Annotated in this window: 22 protein-coding genes and 1 tRNA gene; 12 read left to right on the top strand and 11 right to left on the bottom strand. The window is 66.9% G+C overall.

Annotation, left to right across the window (positions count from 1 at the left end; genetic code table 11):
* Positions 1-16: 16 nt before the first annotated feature.
* The gene (locus AB0P21_RS00265; protein WP_363692607.1) at positions 17-844 is read right to left on the bottom strand and encodes an undecaprenyl-diphosphate phosphatase; all 828 of its coding nucleotides are present in this window, start codon (positions 842-844) and stop codon (positions 17-19) included.
* 6 nt (positions 845-850) lie between these two features.
* Positions 851-1909 (bottom strand): LLM class F420-dependent oxidoreductase, encoded by a 1059-nt coding sequence (locus tag AB0P21_RS00260; protein WP_363692606.1) that lies wholly within the window; start codon positions 1907-1909, stop codon positions 851-853.
* Between the two features lie 51 nt (positions 1910-1960).
* Here AB0P21_RS00260 and AB0P21_RS00255 point away from each other — a divergent pair, with 51 nt between their 5' ends.
* The gene (locus AB0P21_RS00255; protein WP_270138833.1) at positions 1961-2902 is read left to right on the top strand and encodes an aldo/keto reductase; all 942 of its coding nucleotides are present in this window, start codon (positions 1961-1963) and stop codon (positions 2900-2902) included.
* A gap of 33 nt (positions 2903-2935) precedes the next feature.
* Entirely contained in the window at positions 2936-3121 is a 186-nt protein-coding gene (locus AB0P21_RS00250) for a DUF5703 family protein (RefSeq protein WP_185445878.1), read from the top strand.
* Here the strand turns inward: AB0P21_RS00250 and AB0P21_RS00245 are convergent.
* A complete protein-coding gene (locus AB0P21_RS00245; protein ID WP_363692605.1) occupies positions 3118-3360 on the bottom strand; it encodes a hypothetical protein in 243 nt (80 codons plus the stop codon). The genes AB0P21_RS00250 and AB0P21_RS00245 overlap by 4 nt on opposite strands.
* A 68-nt stretch (positions 3361-3428) precedes the next feature.
* Complete coding sequence (locus tag AB0P21_RS00240; RefSeq protein ID WP_363692604.1) at positions 3429-4649, bottom strand: MFS transporter; 1221 nt, start codon at positions 4647-4649, stop codon at positions 3429-3431.
* Positions 4650-4722: 73 nt separating this feature from the next.
* Between AB0P21_RS00240 and AB0P21_RS00235 the strand changes: the two genes are divergently transcribed.
* Both AB0P21_RS00235 and AB0P21_RS00230 read left to right on the top strand, forming a co-directional pair.
* Positions 4723-5616: a LysR family transcriptional regulator gene (locus AB0P21_RS00235; protein ID WP_363692603.1), complete on the top strand. Its 894-nt coding sequence runs from the start codon at positions 4723-4725 to the stop codon at positions 5614-5616.
* A gap of 51 nt (positions 5617-5667) precedes the next feature.
* The gene (locus AB0P21_RS00230; protein ID WP_363692602.1) at positions 5668-6426 is read left to right on the top strand and encodes an SDR family oxidoreductase; all 759 of its coding nucleotides are present in this window, start codon (positions 5668-5670) and stop codon (positions 6424-6426) included.
* Here AB0P21_RS00230 and AB0P21_RS00225 read toward each other — a convergent pair.
* Positions 6423-7754: a M20/M25/M40 family metallo-hydrolase gene (locus tag AB0P21_RS00225; RefSeq protein ID WP_363692601.1), complete on the bottom strand. Its 1332-nt coding sequence runs from the start codon at positions 7752-7754 to the stop codon at positions 6423-6425. The genes AB0P21_RS00230 and AB0P21_RS00225 overlap by 4 nt on opposite strands.
* A 100-nt stretch (positions 7755-7854) precedes the next feature.
* On the opposite strand from AB0P21_RS00225, the gene AB0P21_RS00220 reads away from it, so the two are divergent.
* Positions 7855-7939: transfer RNA gene (locus AB0P21_RS00220), tRNA-Leu, on the top strand.
* On the opposite strand, the gene AB0P21_RS00215 is transcribed toward AB0P21_RS00220, so the two are convergent.
* Positions 7921-9696, bottom strand: a complete 1776-nt coding sequence (locus AB0P21_RS00215; protein ID WP_363692599.1) for a recombinase family protein — start codon at positions 9694-9696, stop codon at positions 7921-7923. The genes AB0P21_RS00220 and AB0P21_RS00215 overlap by 19 nt on opposite strands.
* Positions 9693-9890 carry a hypothetical protein gene (locus AB0P21_RS00210; protein ID WP_363692598.1) on the bottom strand — a complete coding sequence of 66 codons (198 nt, stop codon included), beginning with the start codon at positions 9888-9890 and terminating at the stop codon, positions 9693-9695. The genes AB0P21_RS00215 and AB0P21_RS00210 overlap by 4 nt, the downstream gene beginning before the upstream one ends.
* 884 nt (positions 9891-10774) lie before the next feature.
* Here AB0P21_RS00210 and AB0P21_RS00205 point away from each other — a divergent pair.
* Positions 10775-11113, top strand: coding sequence for a hypothetical protein (locus AB0P21_RS00205; protein ID WP_363692597.1), 339 nt, complete (start codon positions 10775-10777; stop codon positions 11111-11113).
* 251 nt (positions 11114-11364) lie between these two features.
* Here AB0P21_RS00205 and AB0P21_RS00200 read toward each other — a convergent pair whose 3' ends face one another.
* Positions 11365-11832 (bottom strand): SRPBCC family protein, encoded by a 468-nt coding sequence (locus AB0P21_RS00200; protein WP_363692596.1) that lies wholly within the window; start codon positions 11830-11832, stop codon positions 11365-11367.
* 273 nt (positions 11833-12105) lie between these two features.
* On the opposite strand from AB0P21_RS00200, the gene AB0P21_RS00195 reads away from it, so the two are divergent.
* The 3 genes from AB0P21_RS00195 to AB0P21_RS00185 all read left to right on the top strand — a co-directional run bounded on the left by AB0P21_RS00195 (position 12106) and on the right by AB0P21_RS00185 (position 14007).
* Positions 12106-12438: a DUF3140 domain-containing protein gene (locus tag AB0P21_RS00195; RefSeq protein ID WP_363692595.1), complete on the top strand. Its 333-nt coding sequence runs from the start codon at positions 12106-12108 to the stop codon at positions 12436-12438.
* A 112-nt stretch (positions 12439-12550) separates the two neighbouring features.
* On the top strand, positions 12551-13285 hold the full coding sequence (locus AB0P21_RS00190) for a GAF and ANTAR domain-containing protein (protein ID WP_363692594.1): 735 nt from the start codon (positions 12551-12553) through the stop codon (positions 13283-13285).
* A 41-nt stretch (positions 13286-13326) separates the two neighbouring features.
* Positions 13327-14007, top strand: a complete 681-nt coding sequence (locus AB0P21_RS00185) for an endonuclease (protein WP_363692592.1) — start codon at positions 13327-13329, stop codon at positions 14005-14007.
* Between the two features lie 122 nt (positions 14008-14129).
* Here AB0P21_RS00185 and AB0P21_RS00180 read toward each other — a convergent pair whose 3' ends face one another.
* Positions 14130-14864 (bottom strand): sigma-70 family RNA polymerase sigma factor, encoded by a 735-nt coding sequence (locus AB0P21_RS00180; RefSeq protein WP_363692591.1) that lies wholly within the window; start codon positions 14862-14864, stop codon positions 14130-14132.
* Between the two features lie 227 nt (positions 14865-15091).
* Positions 15092-15337, bottom strand: a complete 246-nt coding sequence (locus tag AB0P21_RS00175) for a hypothetical protein (protein ID WP_363692590.1) — start codon at positions 15335-15337, stop codon at positions 15092-15094.
* A gap of 186 nt (positions 15338-15523) precedes the next feature.
* Here AB0P21_RS00175 and AB0P21_RS00170 point away from each other — a divergent pair, with 186 nt between their 5' ends.
* Together AB0P21_RS00170 and AB0P21_RS00165 are read left to right on the top strand one after the other, a co-directional pair.
* A complete protein-coding gene (locus AB0P21_RS00170) occupies positions 15524-19645 on the top strand; it encodes a SpoIIE family protein phosphatase (RefSeq protein WP_363692589.1) in 4122 nt (1373 codons plus the stop codon).
* Positions 19642-19938: an STAS domain-containing protein gene (locus AB0P21_RS00165; RefSeq protein WP_363692588.1), complete on the top strand. Its 297-nt coding sequence runs from the start codon at positions 19642-19644 to the stop codon at positions 19936-19938. Before AB0P21_RS00170 ends, AB0P21_RS00165 begins: the two co-directional genes overlap by 4 nt.
* 18 nt (positions 19939-19956) lie before the next feature.
* Here AB0P21_RS00165 and AB0P21_RS00160 read toward each other — a convergent pair whose 3' ends face one another.
* On the bottom strand, positions 19957-20313 hold the full coding sequence (locus tag AB0P21_RS00160; RefSeq protein ID WP_363692587.1) for an STAS domain-containing protein: 357 nt from the start codon (positions 20311-20313) through the stop codon (positions 19957-19959).
* A gap of 490 nt (positions 20314-20803) precedes the next feature.
* On the opposite strand from AB0P21_RS00160, the gene AB0P21_RS00155 reads away from it, so the two are divergent.
* The gene (locus AB0P21_RS00155) at positions 20804-21766 is read left to right on the top strand and encodes a glutathione-independent formaldehyde dehydrogenase (RefSeq protein WP_363692585.1); all 963 of its coding nucleotides are present in this window, start codon (positions 20804-20806) and stop codon (positions 21764-21766) included.
* Position 21767: the final 1 nt, after the last annotated feature.

The raw sequence follows: 21767 nt of genomic DNA, 5'->3' as shown, positions 1-21767 counted from the left end.
CCAGTACTGCGTGCGCTCAGGTCGCCGTGATCGTGCTGGTGGCCAGCAGAATCAGGATGACCACCCCCAGCAGCACCCGGTAGAACGCGAAGATCGACGTCGAGTGCTTGGCCACGAACCGGATCAGCCAGGCCACCGACGCGTACCCGACCACGAAGCTGACCACCGTGCCGACCAGCAACGGCACGATCCCGATGTGACCGCTGAGCGCGTCCTTCAGCTCGAACACCGCCGCCCCGACCAGCGCCGGGATGCCGAGCAGGAACGCCATCCGGGTGGAGGCGACCCGGTCGAGCCCGCGGAACAGACCGGCCGTGATGGTCGCGCCGGAGCGGGACACCCCGGGGATCAGCGCCAGGCACTGGATCAGGCCCATCACGATCGCGTCGAGCAGGGTGATCTTGGTCAGCGGCCGGGCCTTGCTGCCCAGCTTCTCGGCCGCGACCATGAAGAACGACCAGACGATCAGCGAGCCGGCCACCCACCACATGCTGCGCAGCGGCCCGGAGATGATGTCGCGGGCCGCGAAGCCGACGAAGCAGATCGGCAGCGAGCCGACGATCACGAACCAGCCCATCCGGTGGTCGAACTCACCGCGGTGCTCGGGGTGCCGCAGGCCGCGGAACCAGGCCACGGCGTACCGGCTGATGTCCTTCCACATGTACAGCACCACGGCCGCGATCGCGCCGAACTGGATCACCGCGGTGAACGCGGTGACCGCCGGGTCGTCGATCTTCTGGCCGAGCAGTTTGGCGGTGATGGTGAGGTGGCCGGTGCTGGAGACCGGCAGGAATTCGGTCAGACCCTCGACGATGCCGAGGATGATGGCGTCCCAAATCGTCATCGGGGCTCAGTCACCGATCCCGGCGAGCTCGAGCGCCTCGGCGACCGTGCGCAGGGTCGCGATCCGGGCCTCCACGGTCGGCTCGAACGGGGTCAGCGCGACCGTCGTCGTCCCGGCCTCGGCGTACTGCGTGAGCTTGTCGGCGATCCGCTCCTTGCCGCCGAGCAGCGAGATGGAGTCGATCAGGCTCTGCGGCACGGCGGCCATCGCGTCCCGCGGCTGCTTGGCCAGGTACAGGTCCTGGATCTGCTTGGCCTCCTTCTCGTAGCCCATCCGGACCGCGAGCGCGTTGTAAAAGTTCTTCTCCCGGCTGCCCATCCCGCCGATGTACAGGGCGGTGTAGCCGCGGATCGGGTCCGCGGCCGCCTCGAGGTCGTCCCCGACCACGACCGGGACCGACGCGACCACGTCGAAGCCCTCCAGACCGAGATCGGGCTGACGGGCCGCGCGGCCCGCCTTGATGTGGTTCAACTGCTCTCCCAGATACGAGGGGTCGTTGAGGATGCCGAGCCAGCCGTCGGCGATCTCGCCGGCCAGCTCGAGGTTCTTGGGCCCGACCGCGGCCAGGTAGATCGGCACGTGGTCGCGGACCGGGCGGATGGACAGCTTGAGCGGCTTGCCCGGACCGTCCGGCAGCGGCAGCGTGAAGTGCTGCCCCTCGAACGCGACGGTCTCGCGGCGCATCGCCGAGTTCACGATGGCAACGTACTCGCGGGTGCGGGCCAGCGGCTTGTCGAAGCGGACTCCGTGCCACCCCTCGGACACCTGCGGGCCGGACACGCCGAGCCCGAGCCGGAACCGGCCGTTCGACAGCCGGTCCAGGGTGGCCGCGGTCATCGCCGTCATCGCCGGCGTCCGGGCCGGGATCTGGAACACCGCCGCCCCGACGTCGATGGTCGAGGTCTGGGCCGCGATCCAGGTGAGCAGCGTGGCGGCGTCCGAGCCGTACGCCTCCGCGGCCCAGGTGACCGAGAAGCCGAGTGCTTCGGCCTCCTTCACCAGCCTCAGATGATCGAGGTGGTCGTCGCCACCGAAGACGAAGCCGATGTTGAGTCCGAGTCGCATGACAGGCGAGCCTAACGAGCCGTTCCGACCGACCCGCAATAGGCTCGGTCCATGCAGCAACGCTATCTCGGTCACAGTGGCCTCACGGTGAGCAGACTCGGCCTGGGGACGATGTCCTGGGGCCGCGACACCGACGAGCACGAGGCGCGGGAGCAGCTCGCCGCGTTCGTCGCCGCGGGAGGCACCCTGGTCGACACCGCGGCGGCGTACGGCGACGGTGACTCCGAGCGGCTGATCGGCTCGCTGCTCGGCGACGTGGTGGATCGTGACGACCTGGTGATCGCCACGAAGGCCGGCTTCAGCGTGCGACGCGGCGAGCGGATCACCGACACCTCGCGCGGCGCCCTGCTGCGCGACCTGGAGGGCTCGCTCCGGCGGCTCAACGTCGACTACATCGATCTGTGGCAGCTGCACACCTGGTCGGACGACGTACCGCTGGAGGAGACGCTCTCGGCGCTCGACCACGCGGTCAGCTCCGGCAAGGTCCGGTACGTCGGAGTCTCGAACTACGCAGGCTGGAAGTCCGCTCGCGCGGTCACCTGGCAGCAGGCCTGGCCGGGTCGCGCAGTACCGGTGTCGAACCAGGTGGAGTACTCGCTGCTCGCCCGCGACGCCGAGGCGGATGCGATCCGGGCGGCCGGCGGACTCGGCATCGGAGTACTGGCTTGGTCGCCACTGGGGCGCGGCGTGCTGACCGGGAAGTACCGCACGGGCATCCCCGCGGACTCGCGCGCGGCGTCTCAGCATTTGTCCAGATTCGTCGACCCCTATCTCGACGGCCGAGGTTCGGGCATCGTGGAAGCGGTCGCCCGGGCCGCAGACGGGCTGGGCTGGACTCCGCTCGAGGTGGCACTCACCTGGGTCAGGGACCGGCCCGGGGTGACCGCGGCGATCGTCGGGGCCCGGACGGCGATGCAGCTGAAATCAGTCCTGGGTGTGGAGGAACTCACCCTGCCGCCGGCCATCGTGGCGGCGCTGGAGGATGTTTCGTGAGGTAGTTGTTGTTCAAGGGATTCGGAGGTGTCGATGGCCGAATACGAGTTGCAGCAGTTCGAGGTGTCCAGAACGGAGACGCGTGGGGCGGTACGACGCCTGCTCACCGAGCACGCGGAGTACGGCGGCTGGGAACTGGCCCGGCTGAGACGCTACCCCGACGGCACCCGCCGGGTCTGGCTCCGCCGCCGCATCATCAAGGTGATGCGCACGCTCTAGAGGTCGTGCCTGACCCAGACGTTGGGCTCGACGTACACCGCGTGGTCGTGTTCCACGTCACAGTGCACGGGCACGAGCGCCTGCGGCACGACCACTTCACCGGTGCGATCGAACGGCAACCCGTCGTCGCGCACCTCCCGGATGTACTCCGTCATCGGCTGCCGCGGATCCCGCTTCCCGTTCGGCCGCACCGGCGCGTAGAGCGTCGACAGTCCCATCGCCTTCACGTTGCCGCGCATCCAGGACCTCCCCCTCCAGCAACCCCAACAGCTCAGGCCGCTCGGCCAACGTTGTGATGACGATCTCCTCAGCCATGCCCGGCAGTCTCGCAGTACGCCCTCTCCGACGCAGCCCGATTTCTCCCACCCTGCCTTCCCCGCACCACCAACACCCCCACCGCGACAACCGCCGTCACCATCCCCGAGCCAACCAATGTCCCCTCCGCCCCCACCACCGCGATCACCGGCCCACCAACCAACATCCCCGCCGCCCCACCCGCGTTCACCACCACCGACTGCCCCGACAACAACGCGCGCCGCTCCGCCCCCACCGACTCCCGGGCAATCAACGCCGACACCGCCGCAATCCCCAGCACCAACGTCGCCCCCGCCACCGCAGCGAACAACGCCACACCAACCGGCGTCGTCCAGACCCCCATCCCCACCCAGCACAGCCCCATCACCGTCCACGCCACCCCCGCCAGCGGCGCAGCCGTCACCCGCCGTACGACGCCCAGCGAAACCACCGTCCCCACCACCGACCCCACCCCGTACCCCGACATCCCCGCCGCCAGGTAGACCCCCGGCTCCCCACGCTCAGCCCCCACGACCGACAACCCCAACGGAAACGCGAACCAGGTCAACGACCCGGTCCCCCGAGCAATCCACCCGTACAGAACATCCGGCCGCCCCACCAGACTCCCCCGAATCGACGGCACCGCATCCGCCGCCGGAGAGCGCTCCCCCACAATCCCCACCGCCAGTAACCCAGCCACCAGTACCGCGCCCGCTTCAACCCACAGCAACTCCTCGGTCCACCCACCCGCCACCGCCAAAGCCCCCGCGGGCGCCCCCACCACCATCCCCACCCGGCGAATCCCGTCCTGCCAGGTCAGCAACACCACCGCCCGATCAGTCCCCCACCGATCCCCCGTATCCGCGAGCAAAGCGCTCCGCCCCGGACTCGACAGCGCATCCCCACACCCCAATAGCAACCCGCTTCCGATCAACACCCCCGCATGCAGCACCCCCAGCGCGGCCGCTCCAGGAACCATCGCCAACGCCACCGCCTGGACAACCGCCAGCAATGCCAATCGACTCCCTGAATCAACCCACTGCCTGGCCCGCCCCGCCCACCACGGCGACAGCAGAATCGGCACCCCCGCGCACCCACCAGCCAACCCGGTCGCCGCGACAGACCCGGTCTCCCGCAACACCACCAACGGCAACGCCACCTGCGCGAACCTGAACGCCAGGTCCGCGGAACCACTGCCCGCCAACAAGAACAGCGCATCACGACGAGCTTTCACCCCACCGATCGTCGTCCTGACGCTTGATCACTGGTAGCCAGCAGCAACTAGTCATCAGTCATAGGCTGTGCCTATGCCCTCATTACCCGCGGTCGAGGACCTCCGGCTCGTCCTGGCCATCACCCGAACCGGATCGGTCGGCACCGCCGCTCGCGAACTCCGCATCTCCCAGCCGTCCGCATCCCAACGCCTGGCCCGGATCGAACGCAGTTGCGGCACCCAGCTGTTCATCCGCGACACCCGCGGCGCCCGAGCCACCCCAGCCGGCCAAGAGTTGGCCCGCCGGGCCGAACACATCCTCGGCCACCTCGAAGAGGTCTACGACGCCACCCGCGCGGCCGTCGCCACCTCCGCCGAGCGCCTCGTCATCGGCACCTTCGCCAGCCTCGCGCCGATCCTCTTCCCGCTCCTCGACGCCGAGCTTCCCGACTTCGACATCGAGCAGGACGTCGACCACGGCCAGCACCTCGTCGGACTCGTTGCCGAGGGCACCATGGACGCCGCCTTCATCGCCATCGCCGACCAGATGGTGCTGCCCCGCGGCACCGTCGCCCGCCCGGTCGGCCGCGACGAGCTCGTTCTGTTCGTCCCGGCCGGCGTCGACCCACCCGGTACCGGCAAATACCCCCTCAGAGAGCGCGATCTCCCCTTCGCCACCTACGACCGAGGCGCCGACGAGATCCGCACCCGCCTGATCGCGCACGGCGCCAAGGCCCGCCGCGGCATCACCCTAGCGACCACCGTGGCGATGGCCCGCCGCCGTTCCCAGCTCGCGCTGATCCCCCGGAGCGCGCTCTCTCACGAGCTCGGCCCCGGCGAACGGCTCGTTCCTGCCCCGTTCCGCTACCGCCTCACCCTCAGCATGGTCACCGGCACCGAACCACCCCGCCGGCTGCTGCGCCTGCTCCCTCACCTGCGGGAAGCGCTGCACCTCAAACCAGTACGACCTGAGAGGATCAGGCAATGATCTGAGACGACTGGTCTACCGTCGCGCGACCCGGATCGCTTGACTGGACACATGACAACAGCACTGATTACCGGAGCCAGTTCAGGGATCGGCCGCAGCGCCGCGATCGAGATCGCCCGCCGCGGTACCGGCGTGATCATCACCTACGACAAGAACAAGGACGGCGCCAACGAGACGATCGTGCAGATCGAAGAACTCGGCGGTACGGCGGTAGCTCTACCCCTCTCACTCGGCGACAGCAGCACCTTCGGAGAGTTCCGGCAGTCGGTCGTCGACGCGCTCCACACCACCTGGCAGACCGAGTCCCTCGACTACCTGGTGAACAACGCCGGCTTCGGCGGCGGCGCGGCCTTCGAGGAGACCACCGAGGAGTTCTTCGACGAGCTGATGCGCGTCCTGCTGAAGGGCCCGTACTTCCTCACCCAGACCCTGCTCCCGCTGCTCGCGGACGGCGGCGCGATCGTCAACACGTCGAGCAACTCCGCCCTCGACATCGGCGTCGAGGCCGGCTTCTCGGCGTACGCGACGATGAAGGGCGGAGTACTCGTCCTGACCCGCTATCTGGCCAAGGAACTCGCACCCCGAGGCATCCGGGTCAACTCGGTCGCTCCCGGCCCGACCCGAACCAGACTCGGCGGCGACGCCTTCGCGAAGTACCCCGAACTGATCGAGCCGCTGGCCGCCCGCACCGCCCTCGGCCGCCTGGGAGAGCCGGACGACATCGGCAAGATGATCGCCGTCCTGCTCTCCCCCGACTCCGGCTGGGTCACCGCCCAGAACCTCGAGGTCTCGGGCGGCTTCAAGCTCTAGGCCTCCGTGAAGAACCGGTCGAGGACCCGCGAACCGAACTCCAGCGACGCGGTCGGAACCCGCTCGTCGATGCCATGGAACATCCCCATGAAGTCCAGATCCGGCGGCAGCTGCAACGGCACGAACCCGAAGCAGCGCACGCCGAGCCGCGACCACGACTTGGCATCCGTGCCACCCGACATCAGCAGCGGCGCGGTACGGCTCTGCGGATCCTCGGCCAGCAGCACCTTCTTCATCGTCTCGACCAGGCGACCATCGTAGCTGGTCTCCACCGCGATGTCCTCGATCACCGTCTCGCGGGTCACCTTGTCCCCGAGCAGCTCGTCGATGGTCGCGAAGAACTCCTCCTCGTACCCCGGCAGGAACCGCCCATCGATGTGCGCCTCGGCGTCCCCCGGAATCACGTTCACCTTGTAGCCGGCGTTCAGCATCGTCGGGTTCGCCGTGTTCCGGATCGTCGCACCGAACATCCGGCTGAAGCTCCCCAGCTTGGCCAGCGTCTCGGTCATGTCCTCCGGATCCAGCTTCGTCCCGAGCACGTCCTCCAACGTCGCCAGGAACTCCTGCACCGTCGGCGTCAACCGCAACGGCCAGTCATGGTTGCCGATCCGGGTCACCGCCTCGACCAGATTGGTGACCGCGTTGTCGTCACTGATCATCGACCCGTGCCCCGCCGTACCGCGTGCCTTCAGGCGCATCCAGTTGATGCCCTTCTCGGCCGTCTCGATCAGGTACAGCCGCAGATCGTCCTTCATCGTCAGCGAGAACCCCCCGACCTCACCGATCCCCTCGGTGCAGTCCTGGATCAGCTCCGGATGGTTCTTGATCAGCCACTGCGCGCCGTACACACCCCCGGCTTCCTCATCAGCCGTGAACACCAACCGCACCGGCCGCCGCGGCTTCACCCCGGCCCGCTGGCGCGCCCGGACTACCGACAGCACCATCGCGTCGAAGTCCTTCATATCGACCGCGCCACGCCCCCACACGCACCCGTCGAAGATCTCCCCACCGAACGGATCGACCTTCCAGTCCTTCGGATCAGCCGGCACCACATCCAGATGCCCGTGCACCAGCAACGGATCCGCATCAGGATCCTCACCCTCCCAGTGCGCCACCAACGACGCCCGCCCAGGCTCCGACTCGTAGATCGTCGACTCGATCCCGACCTCGTCCAGCTTCGCCGCCACGTACTCCGCAGCGTCCCGCTCCCCGTTGCTCTTGCCGTTCCCGTAGTTCGTGGTGTCGAACCGAATCAGCTCACTGCACAGCTCCACCACCTCGGCATCAGGGCGGTACGACGACGGTTCACCGGGGCTAGAAAAAGTCATGCCCCCACCCTGCCAGCACCCGATGTGAAATTCACCCGTGGGGTTTGCTAAGGTTCTCCAGTCGGCGCCGCACAAGGCAACATCGAGCGGCAGACCACTCGTCCGGGTGGCGGAATGGCAGACGCGCTAGCTTGAGGTGCTAGTGTCCTTTACGGGACGTGGGGGTTCAAGTCCCCCCTCGGACACGCGACTTAACCACACGGTCGGCCAACGGGTCGACCTCCACGTCAACAATCTGGTCGGCGTGGTGATAGACCAGCGAGAGTCGAAGCGCAGCGTAAAGCTGACTCCTCTCCTCCGGCTCAGCCCGATCCAGTGCTCTCGACATGCTTCCAAGCTGGTCGATGTAGCCCTCCAGTTCGTCACGATTCAGCATCTCTTCACAAGGCAACTGACCGAAGGCAGCCTCCGCAGATCGCTTCTCCGCCACGGCAGCGTTGTACTGCTCCCGCAACTCCACCGGATCCCATCCCGCATCCAAAGCCCGCTGCAAACGGCTCATCACGACGTCAGCCGCCGAGACCCGATCTCTCAACTGTGCAAGGTGTTCTGCGTGCCTCGCAACGCTGTCATCGGCTTCAAGAAGTGCATCGATCGTGCCCCGTCGATGCAGCGGATCGAACAGCTGCCCGATCCATCGGTTTATTGCAGTTGAGACAAGATCCTCACGGAGGTAGACCTGCGCCGGATGCGCCAGCGCCGTCGCCGACTCGGGCACCAGAGTCCGCGCATTGCACCGGTAGTAGATCGTCTCCCGATGCCGCGCCGCCCCCTCCATCTTCCGCTCACAGATCCCGCACATGATCCGGCCGCGCAGTTCGTACACCCGCTTCTTCGATACCCGCCGCCGATCGATCGACGACCAATCGGAGCGACCACCCTTGCGCCGCCTTCTTTTCTCGAGCTGCGCCGCGGTGAACGTCTCCACGGACAAGATCGCCGGGTGTGCCGGCTCCCGCGATCGCACGATCTTGGCTTGCGGCGACCGCCGAAACCTCACAATGTAGCCCGCAGCAACATCCTCCGGATCAAGCAACTCCTCGACCTTCTGCCACCGGCCATAGATCGCATACCCCGTATATCGAGGATTCTCGAGAATCGCCGCGACAGTCGAGTGCTGCCAGCCGTCCATCTTGCGATGCCGGTTCTGCTTCGGTGAATGCGCAGACGGACACGGCACCCCATCACGGTTGAGCTGCTCAGCGATCGCCTTCCTCCCCCATCCCTCCAGATACATCTCGAAGATCCGCCTCACCACCGCAGCCGCCAGGTCGTCGGTCACGAGAACGCGCAGCCGCTGACCTTCCTGCGCCTTCCGCGGATGCGGGTGCACGCCACCATCCGCCACCACGTATCCATACGGCGGACGCCCACCCTGGTACCGCCCATCGATCAGCACCTGCGCAGCCATCGCCGCCCGCACCCGCCGCTGCACATGCTGCCGCTCAGACTTCGACAACCCACCAGTGATCGTCATGGCCATGTCGTGCACCGTGTTTTCCGGATCGAATCGCCCACCCAGACTAGGTATCCACAGGGACACGCCGTACCGATCAAACTTCGGCCACGTAAGGCTGAACTGATTACTGAACCAACACCGAGTCGCCTCACCCACAACAAGCCCGTCCCACCCACGCTCAGGATCCTTGAGCGCCTGCAGCACCCGGTTCGCCTCGTAGCGCCGCTCCCACGGCAACGACCGAGACTGCCCAATGTCAAAGAACTCTTCCACGATCTCCCCACCCAGCGGCTCAACAAACCGAGCAGCCTCCCCCACCTGCCAAGCCTTCGAGGTCGCCGGATCCTGATTGTCCTCCGTAGAGCACCGCCCGTAGAACGCCAGCCGACCGACACCATTGCCCGCAGCACCATCGGCCACCAGCGCCTCCATCCCTAGCAACTCGTCCAGGGTCGCCCAAGCACCAACCGCATCGCCGCTCAAGATGACGTCTCCTCCGTCCCATCGGCATCCGTAGCCGACTGCTCCATCTTCGCCAGACGCACGACGATTCGGCAGAGCACCCGAGCAGCCTGTGGATAAACCACCGGCACGCCATCAGGCAGCAGCACCCGCATCCCGGTCTCGAACTCCTCGCCGCGCCCATCCGCCGCAGCGCCCGCATCAGCTCCCGTCATACGCACTCAACGAAGTGCGCTCGTGTTATTCACGAGCGGGAAGTCCAACCCAGCCGACTGACAGATCGAATAGGTGGAATCAGCCGGTCGGAACCCCTGGCAGGCAGGCGACTCGCGGTCTAGCGCCAGCGAACGCACTCCGGACGGACCTGCGGAGCGACCTACGGCTGTCATAGCCCCACCGGTGCATCTCCGCTCCCCGGAGTTGTTGCGGTGCACGAGCGCGTACCGATCGGCCGTCGCCAGCGTCCCCATCGGTTCGGTCGTGGGCTTGGCGTACTCAGCCGCCCGAAGTACGGCGAACCCAGCGCGTAGGCGTCGCGGGTCGTCTGGGTCCGCAGCGGCTGCCCCATCGGCTGGGCGACCTTGCCGTCGCAGCTTTCGACCGGCACCGCGAGCGCCTTCGACTCAGTGGTGTGCAGAGTCCGTCGTACGTCGTCGGTCGACCATGCCCGGTAGTAGCGTCCAGCTCACCCGAACCGGGGGTGGTTCGGGTCGGCGGGATCGTCAGGACTTCTTCGCCGCGCCGCTCCTCGTGTACTTCGCAGACCGGCAGCCCGTGGGTCGCGAATCGTCCCGCCCCGGCTTTCTGGCTGACGGTGCCAGAGGCCCGCCGCCTCATCACGGACCAGGTCATCGACCCCGCCCTGCATCTCCACAATGCCGAGGCTCTCCAGCGCCTGGCGCTCCTGGCCGCGGGCCGCAAGCCCTGAGTTGGCCGTTTGAATTCGTCACCTGCGCAATCGACTTCTCGAACGGCAGGACTGTGGATAGTCCCGGGGTACCTGACCCGCATGGAGACAAACGACCAGAACGCCCCGCGGAAACGGCCAGAGGGCGTCACTGACCAAACTGTCCAAGCCGTCGGCCGCCTTACCCACGCCATGGAGACCGTCATCCGTGCCCGCGGATACCTGTACGGCTTCCACGAACTCACCGGCCGTGCCGACAACGAACTGGACGAGGTCCTGGACTTGTTCCGGCAGGCCGGCCACCACGAGTTCGCAGACACCATCAAGACCGAACTGCTCGGCCGCAACGTCATCGACCGCCGCTGGACCTTCCAGATCGTGGACGACTACGACAAGAACTACTACGCCCTGTTCGAACGCCTCGAACGCGAGGCCCGCGAGAACTTCACCGGCGGCGTACACCACTTACGGGAATCCGAGATGAAGGAAGCCAGAACCACGCCGGGCCATCCCCACCACGAGCTTTCCTGAGCCCGTCCTTCAGCCCGGGCGGTCAGCGATCAGGAGAGCCACCGACGGTTCCAGGTTCTCCAGGACCTGCTGGCGCCTTCTTCGCAGAAGCTTCGTCGTAATCGCCCGCTCTCGTACGAATCACCACCGCCGCTACACCGACCGGGTACCGCATACGGGGCCGCGCGGCGAAGACTCGTACTCCGGCGCGGTCGAGCCGGAGTGCCGTCGCGGCTCCGATCCCACTCCCGCGCCGATCAGCAGGACAACGGTCATCGTGCTTGGTCGGGGCGCTCGACATCGCCGCGCCAGCCGCCAGTCTCGCTACCGCGCTTCTCGATGAACTCCTTGAAGCTCAACAAATCCCGCTTCACCCGAATGCCGACCAGCCCGGTCTTGTCAGCCACCTGCTCGGCGAAACCCTCAGGATCGAGGTCCATCTGCGCCGTCACCCGCGTGGTGGTGTCATCGATCCGGTGGAAGGTGATCACTCCCGCGTGCCGCGGCTCGGAGTCCGACGCCCATGCGACGCGCTCCTCCGGGTGCTGCTCGGTGATCGTCGCGTCGAACTCCCGCTTGACGCCGGCCATACTCGTCACCCAGTGCGTGTGTGTGTCGTCGAGCTGCTTGACCTCGTCGACACCGTCCATGAACTGCGGGAATGACTCGAACTGCGTCCACTGGTTGTACACAGCGGTGATCGGAGCCTCGACGTCGACGGACTCGATGGTGTTGCCCATATCCCTGTTCCTCCAACGCCTCCTGGCCCAGCAAGGCAAAGTCGTGGGTGGTCCAGCCCCCGGTACCCCGCGATCCGCGAGAGAACCGCCGACCTTGTACACGCTTGAGAAAGTCCGGCACGGGTCACCGGGCCGTACGCAACGAAGTCGACCGAGATCTATTGGAGGCGCTGTGCTGGCAATTCACTGGGTGATGCTGGTGATGGCGAGCCCGAGTCCGCTGCCCGGCGGCGACAGCGAACGACCGAACCGGCACGTGGCAAGGAGAGCGTCATGAACGATGACCAAGAGACGACGTACCGCGAGTTCAACGAGGTGGTCAACCTGACGCCGAAGCAACTCGACGAATGGCTTGACACCGACGAGTCCAGGTCCGTCGGCCAGAAGGCAGACGGCAGCACCGAATCGGTCGGTCACCGCAGCGGGCGCCGGATCATCGTCCTGCTCAGTACGACCAAGTCAGATCTCAGCGACAGCGACTACGACCACATGAACAAGTTCGTCGGCTACGTCCACCGCCACCTCGAGCAACGCCCCTCCGGCGACGTGACCGAAACCGACTGGCGCTACTCACTGATGAACTCGGGCCACGACCCGACCCTGTAGCTCCTGGTTGCCCCACTGGCTGCTCTCTGCTGACTGAGCACAGCACAACCATTTCTCCGGGGTGATGAGGCATCATGTGGCCATGAAGCAGTCAGGTCGGCAGCCTGCCGTCATGAGCCAATCTGGAGCCTCGGAAGCAGATCGGCCCGGCACGGACCCGCAGGCGGGGTTCGGGGCGGACGTATTCGCCCGACTCGCCGGTGAGCTCTACGACGCCTCGGGAATCGACGAGACGGTCGAGACCGTCGTCAGGTTCGCGCTCCAGGCCGAAGCGTGCTCGTACGCCGGAGTGATGCTCACCCTGCGCGGCGAACGTGAGATCGCGGCAGTCACCGACCCGCTGGTGACCAAGATCTACGAGTTCCAGTCCGGAATCGGCGAGGGACCGATCCTCACCGCCGTGTCCGAAGGCGTGACGGTACGCGTCCCGGACTCCAGGACCGAAACCCGATGGCCTGCCTGGGGTGCCCGGCTGACGAAGTACCGGATCAGGTCGTCACTACACGTCCCGATGTGGGCCAGCGCCCAGCTGATCGGTGTCCTCTCACTGTTCAACACCGCACCCGACGCCTTCACCGTCGACGACGAAGCGATCGCCCACATCCTTGCCCGGCATGCCTCGGTCGCCGTTGCCAACGCGAGGAACGACGAGTCGATGAAGGCGTCCATCGACGCCCGCAAACTCGTCGGCCAGGCGATGGGAATTCTGATGGAACGCTTCGACCTCGACGAGAAGCGTGCGTTCGAACTGCTCAAGCGCTACTCCCAGCAGCACAACATCAAACTCCGCGACGTCGCGGTTGAACTGGTCAACACCCGTCAACTCCGCAGGTCCCACGGTGCGTAACAGGCTGCTGGCCCCTGCATGCGGGCTCGTTGAGGCACCGGATGAGTTCTGCTGACCCGCGCCGCGAGACACTATTACGAGAGATCCTCGATCGTCACTGCAGAACGTTCGCGCAGGAGGCCGGCATCCGCCTCACCGACGAGCCGGCGCCGTTGTTTCAGCTACTCACCTTGACGCTGCTGTTGAGCGCTCGAATCTCAGCAGGCATAGCGGTGTCAGCAGCAAAAGAACTCTTCGAAGCCGGCTACCGCACGCCCAACGCGATGAACGACGCCAGTTGGCGAAGTCGGGTCACCGCGCTCGGACGCGGAGGCTATCGCCGGTACGACGAACGCACCGCGACCACGCTTGGAGAGGCTGCTGGCCTCGCCCTGACTCGCTGGCGCGGCGACCTCCGGCTCCTCCACGCGGAGGCAGGAGACGATGCTCTGAAACTCACTATCCTGCTGACCGAGTTCAAGGGGATCGGGCCCGTCGGCGCGCAGATCTTCCTCCGTGAGGTCCAGGCGGTCTGGCCAGGCATCTCGCCGTACGTCGACGATCGAGTCAAGCAAGGCGCCCTCCGAGTCGGTCTCCCCACCTCTCCCAACCGGTTGTCCGCCATCGCCAGGTCGCCACCCGAGATGGCCGAACTCGCCGCAGCACTTGTCCGGCTTTCCCTCGACGCGAGAGCTTCTGACGAACTCTTGCGTGTCGTCCAGGCCAGGCCAGAACGCACCTAGTAACCAGCCTCTGGTCGCGTCGTCAGTCGCGGGAAACCCCGCCTCTGGGCGCGCATCTGGCCTACTGCATTCCTCGCCTGACTTTTGTTCGGTGTGCTGTTCGCGTTGTCCACGCACACCGTTCAGGCGGCCGCCGCCGACGGGCGGAGCTTGCGACGCAAATCGTCCAAGATCTGGCGCAGCAGCCGCGACACCTGCATCTGGCTGACGCCGATGTCCGCCCCGATGTCGGTCTGCGACCATCCCTCCACGAATCGCAGGTGCAAGATCCGCCGATCACGGTCGCACAGATCCTCAAGCACCGGCTGCAGAATGTCGACTGCTTCCAGTTGGTCCAGCACGGGATCGTGGTCCTCGGCCACCAGATCGACCAGCGAACGGCCCGCATCGGACTCGGGGCGATCGAGCGACAGCGCGGCATAACAGCCATAAGCCGCCAGCGCCTGATCCACCTCCTCGACCTCCGCGCCCACTCCCGCGGCGAGCTCGGCTTTGGTCGGCTCACGACCGAACTCCTGCGCCATCAGCGGCTTCTTCGCACTGATCGCACCCTGCAGTTCCTGCAGCCGACGCGGAATCCGCACTGTCCAGGCACAGTCACGGAAATACCGCTTCACCTCCCCCCGAATCGTTGGAATCGCGTATCCGATGAAAGGCGTGTTGGCCGACAGCTGGTAGCCCCGCACGGCTTTGACCAAGCCCAGACACGCGACCTGCTCGAGATCGTCCGGGTCCGGGCCTCGGTTGCGGAACCGCTGAGCGATCCCGCGGGCGATCTCGATATTGATCTCGACGATTGCCTCCAGCAACTGCTGGCGCTCGGCCTCGTCCGTACTCCGTTCGCGACGCTCGAACAACTCCCTGGTTGCCGACTCGCGCGCAGCGCGATCGTCGGTGGAGTGGCACTGCGTCGGCACTGAACTGACAAGAGAACTCACTATTCTCGACCTCGCGACCTGACGTCACAGCCTGGCCCACTTCTGGACCACGGTCAGTAGCAACCGCGTAGTACCCCGAAGCCCTGAATCCATGCGTGCGTTCCGCCCCGGGCCTCGGGGCACTGCCCGGCTCGATGTGGTGCTGCTCAGCTCCACCAGTAGAAGTAGTAGCCGTCGCTGCGGTAGTAGATGTCGCTGACCACGTGGCTGTAGGACTGCCGGTACTGATACCACTGCGTGACACAGCTGTCGTAGTCGTAACCGCAGGCAATCTCGCCGTCCGCTGCCGATCCCGCGCTGATCGCGGGCTGCGCGGCGGCCACTGCCGAGCCGCCCACCAGCGCTGACGCCGCCAGTCCGACCACAGCCACCATCCGGGTCACAGGTCTCATGATTCCGCCTCTCCCAAGCTCTTGCCTTGCGCAACTTTGTTACGCACTGTGCTGGCATCAGTACCCTCTGCGATCATCTCTAAGCAAGGTCCCTCGTCGATCGGCCGAGTCGCCCGGACGGTCGTTGACTCCAAAGTCGGCTCGTGATCAAGTCAGCGGCAGCAGAATTCACACCGAAGGGCGCTGATGACAGGTACCGACACCTCCGGCCACGCGTCGCCTCGGCGGCCGGGACAGGATCTGTTCGCGACCGATCACGAGATCGGACCGGACCTCGCCCGGGTCGAGTGGTCGGCGACTCCCCTCGGCGAACCCGAGAGCTGGCCGCAGAGCCTCCGGACGGCGGTGAGCATGCTGCTCGCCTCGCGGTTCGCGATGTGGATGGCATGGGGTCCCGAGCTGACCTTCTTCTGCAACGCCGCCTACCGCCACGACACCCTGGGCGGCAAATACCCCTGGGCGCTCGGGCGGCCCGCGAGCCAGGTCTGGTCGGAGATCTGGGACGACATCGGGCCGCGGATCGACACCGTACTGGCCACCGGCCAGGCGACCTGGGACGAGGGACTGCTGTTGTTCCTCGAGCGTGCCGACTATCCCGAGGAGACCTACCACACGTTCTCCTACAGCCCGCTGCGAGCCGACGACGGCGCGGTGGTCGGCATGCTGTGCGTCGTCAGCGAGGAGACGGATCGGGTCATCGGTGAACGCCGGATGGCGACGCTGCGCGATCTGGGCTCCGACCCGAGCGTGGTCCGGAACGAGGAGGAGACCCTCGCGTTCGCCGGTCAGCAGCTCGGCCGCAACCTCCGCGATCTCCCCTTCACTCTCACCTACCTGTACGACGACCAGGGCGATCCCCAGATCGCCTCGACCACCGGGCTGGCTCCCGGCGGGCTGATCGCCGACCTGGCCGCGCTCTGGCCCGCGGCAGTACCGGCGCGGGGCGAGTCCATCGTCGTACCGCTCGCCGAGCTGGAGACTTCCGAGCTACCGGTCGGGGACTGGCCGGAGCCGCCAACCCACGCGTTCCTGGCCCCACTGCTGCGGCAAGGCGACCGTCCGTACGGGTTCCTCGTCGCCGGTCTCAATCGCTATCGGCCGCTGGACGACGGATACCGAGGCTTCCTCACCCTGGTCGCCGGTCACGTCGCGGCCGGTATCGAAAGCGCCCGTAGTTACCAGGCCCAGCAGCGCAGAGCCGACGAGCTGGCCGAGCTGGACCGCGCGAAAACGGCCTTCTTCTCCAACATCAGCCACGAGTTCCGCACGCCGCTGACGCTGATCATGGCGCCGTTGAACGACCTGCGCCAACGATCCGACGACCCACGGCTGCAGCAGGAACTGGAGGTCATCCACCGCAACAGCCTCCGGCTGGGCAAGCTGGTCAACAGCCTGCTCGACTTCTCCCGGATCGAAGCCGGCCGGATGCAGGCCCAGTTCGAGCCGGTGGACCTGTCGGCGGTGACGGCAGAGCTCGCGAGCGTCTTCCGCTCAGCCATCGAGCGGGCTGAGCTCGAGTTCGAGGTCGACTGCCCGACCGGACCGCGTTCGGTCCGCCTCGACCGGGGTCTGTGGGAGAAGGTCGTCCTCAACCTGCTGAGCAACGCCCTGAAGTTCACCTTCACCGGCACGATCCGGATCTCCGTCGCCGCGGAGACCGACACGGCCGTGGTGACCGTCGCGGACACCGGCGTCGGCGTACCGGCCGACGAGATGCCGCGGCTGTTCGAACGTTTCCACCGGATCGAGAACGCCCGATCGCGCTCGCACGAAGGAAGTGGCATCGGTCTGGCGCTGGTCAAGGAACTGGTCGAACTGCACGGCGGCACCATCTCCTCCAGCTCGGTGGAGCACCAGGGCACCACCTTCACCATCCGGATCCCGTACGGGCCTGACGTGGTGCCGCACGGCAACGAACCCGGAGCCGATGCCAGTCTGCGGACGAACCCCGAGCCGTTCGTCCAGGAAGCGCTGCGCTGGCTGCCGAACTCGGCCGGCGCGGACGAGATCGCGCAGCTCAAGGACCAGGCGGCCCCGGCGAACGAGACGGCGCGGATCCTGGTCGCCGATGACAACGCCGACATGCGTGAGTACCTCGCTCGCCTGCTCACCGACGCGGGCCATCAGGTGACGCTGGCCAACGACGGCCAGTACGCCCTGGAGGCGGCTCTCAGCACCCTGCCCGAACTCGTCATCAGTGACGTGATGATGCCGCGCCTGGACGGTCTGCAGCTGGTCGCGGCACTCCGCGACGAACCACGCACCGCCGGTACGCCGGTCCTTCTGCTGTCGGCGCGTGCCGGGCAGGAAGCCTCCATCCTGGGGCTCGAGGCCGGCGCCGACGACTACCTGGTCAAGCCCTTCTCCGCCGCGGAACTGCTGGCCCGCGTCCAGACCAACGTACGGCTGGCCAGGCTCCGCAACCACCACGCCCGGTGGCGGACAGCGCTGGTGGACTCCCTGCAGGAAGCGTTCTTCGTCTGCGACGCCGATGGCGCCGTGGTGGAGATCAACAGCGCGTTCGAGCACGTACTGGGGTTCGGCGCGGAGGGATTGCCCTATCCCCCGGTGCATCCCTGGTGGCCGAGCGAGACCGACGACCCGGATGGTCACCAGCAGGTGGCCCAGGCCTTCGACACACTGATGGAACAGTCGCGCGGCAGCTACACCATTCCGGTGCGGCACCGCGACGGGCGCCGACTGTGGGTGGCCGCGGCGTTCAATGCGGTGAACGATCCCGAAACCGACCGCCGGATGGTGGTGGGGACGTTCCGCGATGTCACCGCCGAGCACTACGTAGTACAGCGCGAGAACGCCCTCGCACGCCTCAGCCTGCGGCTGTCGGAGTCGGACACCGTGCCGGACGCACTGGCCGGGATCCTGCAGGAACTCGAGCATCTTTGGCAGGCGTCGCTGGTCATTGCCGCCGTCTTCGACAACTCCGGGTCGCCGAGCGTCACCGCTACCGGACTCAAGGCGGACTGGGACGATCTGCCCGTAGACCTTCGCCAGGAGTTGACCGCACTCCAGGAGCGGCCGCTCCTCACACCGGTGGTCACCGCCGGTGCCGGACTCGGCATCAGCCTCGACCACCCCGAAGGCACTGTGGTTCTGGCGATCGACCCTGGCCGCACGCGTCCGCTGACCGATGAGGATCAGACGCTGCTGGCCCTGCTGGCTGGTCGAATCGGTCAGGGCCTGCATCGAGTTCACCAGATCCAGCAGCAACGTGAAGCAGCGATCGCCTTGCAGCGGGCCATTCTCGGTCCCTCCCAGCTACCGGCCGGCTTCGCGGTCCGGTACCAGCCCGCGGCCAGCCCGCTGAAGGTGGGCGGTGACTGGTACGACACCGTCGAGCTGATGGACGGCAGGATCGGCATCGTCGTCGGTGACTGCGTCGGCCGAGGTCTGGAGGCCGCGGCCGTGATGGGTCAGCTCCGCAGTGCGTGCCGTGCCCTCCTGCTTCAGGACACCGGGCCGGCCCAGACGCTGACCGCGTTGGACCGGTTCGCCGCGACGATTCCCGGGGCGGACTGCTCGACGGTCTTCTGTGGTGTCCTCGACCCACAGTCCGGTCGCCTGGTCTACTCCAGCGCCGGGCATCCACCGGCGCTACTCGGACTGCCCGACGGCAGCGTCCAGCCGCTCGACGGCGGCGGGTCCATCCCGCTCGCGGTCAGGCCGGAGATCCAACGCCCGGAGGCCGAGTACGTTGTACCGGCGCGAGCCACGTTGCTGCTCTACACCGACGGCCTGGTCGAACGGCGCCGCGAGTCCTTGGACGCCGGGATGAAGAAGGCAGCCGAGGCCCTGCTCCGCCGCAGCGGCGACCCGATGGAGGAGCTCGCCACCGGCCTGATGACCGATCTCGCACCGAGCACCGGGTACGAGGACGATGTGGCGCTGCTCGTGTACCGGCATCCGGGACCGCTGGACCTCGCAGTACCGGCCGAGTTCGCACAGTTGGCACCACTGCGGGCCACCTTGCGCAGCTGGCTGCAGCGCTCCGGTCTGCAACCACCCGCCGTACAGAATGTGCTCGTCGCGGCCGGTGAGGCCTGCGCCAATGCGATGGAACACGGCTGCGGTCTCGATCCGGCGCAACGCATCCAGGTATCAGGCAGCGTCACGGCCGACGACATCCAGCTGAAGGTCGCGGACGGCGGTCGATGGCGGCAACCCAGACCTGTCGAAGATATCCAACGCGGCCGGGGCCTCGCCTTGATGCGCGGGCTGGTCAACCGGGTCACGGTCACCACCGGCACCGCGGGAACCACTGTCAACCTCCAGACGAGGATCACGTCATGACCAGAACCGGGCTCGAGCTCCAGGCGACTCGCCGAGCGGACGGAACCACCGTGCTCACCGCCGCCGGCGAGATCGACGCGACGAACGCGGACGGCTTCTCCACCGCCATCACCGACGCCGCTGCCACCGGTGCGGTGATAGTGGACCTCACCGCGGTGCAGTACCTGGACAGCGCCGGACTCGTCCCGCTGTTCGCGAACGCCGATCAGGTCGAGCTGGTCATCACGTCGCTGCTCCAACCGGTCATCACCATCTCCGGCCTCGCCACTCTGACCACCGTCCACCTCCGCTGAGTCTGGATCGATCTCAGGTCACGGCGCGGGAGGGACAGACTTGGCGGCCGGCAGCTCCGAAGAGATCTCGAACATCCGATCCAGCTTGGAGATCGACAGCACCGTCAGCAGATGCGGCTGTGGACGCGCCAGCTTCAGCTCACCCCCGGCAGCCTCTGCCTTCCGGAACAGCCGCACCAGCGCGCCGAGCCCGCTCGAGTCGCAGAAACTGACCTCTGCCAGATCGACAACGATCGTCCGCCCAGCCGTCGCGAAGCCTTCAGCGGCGGCCAGCAGTCCCCGCGTCGACCCGAAGTCGAGCTCCCCGGCCACCGCGATCACGACCTCGGTCCCCTGATCGCGGACGTCGATCTGCACCATCAGTTCGTCATCCATCAGGCCCCCTCGAGCACCAGCCACGCGGCTGCCGGGAGAAGGCTATCGACTGCGGCCGACCGACGCCCGCCGACCCACCAACGAGTAGCCGCATCAGTACGTAACTGACTACACCCTCCAGGATCGTTCCGCTGCTGTGCGTTCTTGCCGCAGTTGCGCTGTCTCTGATCACCGTGGCGATCGACCGGGCGCCGGGCTGCCTCGTCCCGACCAGTATCACCGGCCTTCGCCCCGCTCGCGCTGCGTGAGGTCGATGCCATAGGCAAGAGTAGGACCGCTTCCGCAAGCCGGCGTACGCCGCGAGGTGAACCGCTTTGATCTGCTGTCTCAGCTGCTGCGACGCCTCCGGTATCGGCAGTTCTGCGGATACCGGTCCGCGGGGCCACGCTGCCTGTAATGGAGACGCGAGGTCAGGACGGTACGACGCATCCGCGACAAGGGAGACAGCACGAAGGCAGTGGTGTACGTAGGACCGGGAAAGGTCAGTGTGATGGAGGTGGCGGACGCGCGGATCGAGCGGCCGACCGACGTCCTGGTCCGGATCACATCGGCGAACATCTGTGGTTCGGACCTGCACATGTACGAGGGACGGACGGACTTCGAGCCCGGTCGGTCGTTCGGGCACGAGAACCTGGGACAGGTGGTCGAGGTCGGCCACGGCGTCGACAAGATCCGGGTGGACGACTGGGTCGTGCTGCCGTTCAACATCGCTTGCGGGCACTGCAAGAACTGCGAGCGTCAGCTCACGAACTACTGCCTGACCGCCCAGCCCGAGCCCGACCTGGCCGGCGCCGCGTACGGCTTCGCCGACATGGGCCCGTACGGCGGCGGCCAGGCCGAGCTGCTGCGCGTGCCCTGGGGCGACTTCAACTGTCTGCGGCTGGGTGATGACGCCGAAGAGCGCCAGACCGACTACGTGATGCTCGCCGACATCTTCCCGACCGGCTACCACGCCACCGAAATGGCCGGCGTCCAGCCCGGCGACCAGACCGTCATCTACGGCGCGGGTCCGGTCGGCTTGATGGCCGCACTGGCAGCAACCATTCGCGGGGCGAGCAAGGTGATGATCGTCGACAGGCATCCGGACCGGTTGCGGCTGGCCGAGTCCATCGGCGCGATCGCGATCGACGACTCGTTGGTCGACCCGGTCCAGGCCGTGCTCGACGAGACGATGGGACTGGGCGCCGACAACGGTTGCGAGTGCGTCGGCTACCAGGCACACGACCCGAGCGGCCACGAGCAGCCCAACCTGACGATGAACCGGCTGGTCGCCTCCGTGCGCTTCACCGGCAGGATCGGGAACGTCGGCGTCTTCGTACCCGAGGACCCCGGCGCCGGCGACGAACTGTTGCCGCTGGACCAGGCCCCGGAGGCCTACGAACACTTCGACCGGCGCGACGACGGCTGGACCAAGGTCGTGCTGCATCCGACGATGGCCGGAACGAGTGCCTGAG

It is taken from the genome of Kribbella sp. NPDC056861, assembly GCF_040687575.1.
GTDB lineage: Bacteria > Actinomycetota > Actinomycetes > Propionibacteriales > Kribbellaceae > Kribbella.
Note: the sequence above shows the minus strand (reverse complement) of the source record. Positions and strands in the feature narration are given on the sequence as shown.